This window comes from Acinetobacter sp. 809848, from assembly GCF_000581275.1.
GTDB lineage: Bacteria > Pseudomonadota > Gammaproteobacteria > Pseudomonadales > Moraxellaceae > Acinetobacter > Acinetobacter pittii.
On sequence record NZ_JEXG01000104.1, the window covers coordinates 1 to 2,047 of the forward strand.

At 38.3% G+C, this 2,047-nt stretch carries 1 protein-coding gene and 1 pseudogene; one reads left to right on the forward strand and one right to left on the reverse strand.

The window, feature by feature from the left end; all coding sequences use genetic code 11:
* Nucleotides 1-37: 37 nt before the first annotated feature.
* Nucleotides 38-1,447 (forward strand): annotated as a pseudogene (locus J536_RS23845) (PT dipeptide repeat lipoprotein); the annotation flags it as partial.
* Nucleotides 1,448-1,508: 61 nt separating this feature from the next.
* Here the strand turns inward: J536_RS23845 and J536_RS23850 are convergent.
* Complete coding sequence (locus J536_RS23850) at nt 1,509-1,982, reverse strand: tRNA (cytidine(34)-2'-O)-methyltransferase (RefSeq protein WP_032062951.1); 474 nt, start codon at nt 1,980-1,982, stop codon at nt 1,509-1,511.
* Nucleotides 1,983-2,047: the final 65 nt, after the last annotated feature.

Sequence of the window (2,047 nt, forward strand, 5' to 3'; positions counted from 1 at the left end):
CATGGTTACTTCACGATGATGGGCACCATCACCATCACCATCACCATCACCATCACCAACACCAACACCAACACCAACAAGTGTAGTGGATCGCTTTGTTGGAAGTTGGTTAGCAGGCAAAGGAGGTTGTATTAACGGCTCTGCTCTAAAAATGAATGTCATTAAGGTTTCTGATAACAGCTTGCGATTTGCCAGTGAAACAGTACGTTATGAGAATGAATCGAACTGTACAGGTAACATTGTTGCAAGTTACCGCCAAGCTGAAGATTTTAGTCTGGTTTCAAATATTGGAGCACCTCAGACAGTACAAACCTCAAGCTATAACAAAGTAGATTGGCAGCTTGTAGTAGCAGGAAAGCTAACGCAGAAACAGCCAGCTATTCTAGGGTTTAAAAATGCAAACCAATTCTGTCTAGTTCCTACAGATGAACCAAATGCGATACATAATTATTTGCAGCAAGCAAACTTTGATCTCACAAATACCTGCTTCACAAAAACAACTCCACCAGCAAGCATGCAAAAGCCAAGTCAAGTATTGGCAACAGCAAGTTTTAGACTAGGAGATAATAAGGAATCTTGGGCAGACGTATTAAGTCAACTTAATGATCAAGGACGCCAAGGCTACGCTCTTCTCACCCCATCTGTAAGATTAGATAATCCGGATGGAAGCTTTGCGCTGTATAAAAATTTATATGTTAAAAACAATAAATCCACTGACACATACACCTATAAAACAGTTGATGTTAAAACTAATTCAGTAGCAAACCGTTATTTACTATGGGTGAATGAGTTAAATAAACAAGGTAGCTTAGGCTATATATATAAGCTTTCATTTGGCGAGGTTACATCTGATACAGATAAATATTTATTTGTGAAAAATGATAAGAAACCTGCAACCTATTCGTACTCTAATCGCTTCTTAACCAACACTTCTCGCACAAGTATTCTAAATGCCTTCAATGAACTTGGTGCACAAGGTTGTAAGCTAATTTACGCAAACTCAGAATTCACTAATAATGGCACAACGAATGGAACCTTCTATGTACCTACTTGCGTAAATAGCAGTACCCATAACGGAACCTATGCATATCGTTATTTTGAAGTTCCACAACATATTCCTTTCAACAAGGATGATGCAATTAAACTTGAAAAACTTCTTAAAGAACAAGCGGCTGAAGGTTACAGATTAGTCGACGCGAACAATAACCTAGGCTTCTTTAATATTGATGGTTATCTATTTGAGCGCGACAGTGAAAATACAGGACCTATTGAATATAAAGTATTTATTGAAGATGCTGCATCCGAAACAGATGAGCCTTATATCTTTGAAAATCGGATTCAAGACCAAGGTACTTTAGGCTGGTTCTTTGCAGTTCGACTTGGATCGGTCTATACTAACTCACCAACAAATTATGATTTAGCAAGTGGTGTTGTTTTCCCTAAATAAGACATCTAAAAAACAAATAAGGCCACAACTGTGGCCTTATTTTTATTTAAAAATTATTAACTTATCCTAAGTTTTTAAAACCCTGCTGACGCCATGCTTCATAAACAATCACAGCCGTTGCATTAGATAAATTTAAACTTCTTGAGTTTTCCGCCATCGGCAAACGAATCCACTGTTCTTGTGGGAACATCAAGCGAACATGCTCAGGCAAACCGCGTGTTTCTGGTCCCATCAGTAAAGCCACAGGTCGATTCAAATCAACTGTATGCGGAGTTGCAGAACCTTTAGTGGTGAGTGGAAAAATATGCTCAACCCCTTTAGCTTTCAGGTCAGCAAGGCAAAGTTCTATGTTGTCCCAAATTTGCATACGTGCCCATTCATGATAATCAAGGCCTGCTCGTTTGAGCTTTTTATCATCTAATTCAAAACCTAAAGGCTTGACCAAATGTAACTGTGCACCAGTATTAGCACATAAACGAATGATATTGCCTGTATTGGCAGGAATTTCAGGCTCGTATAGGACAACATGAATCACAAATTTTCTCGACTTTAATAACCAGCAATAAACTCAAATGAACTTATTGCCATTTTAACTGTTCA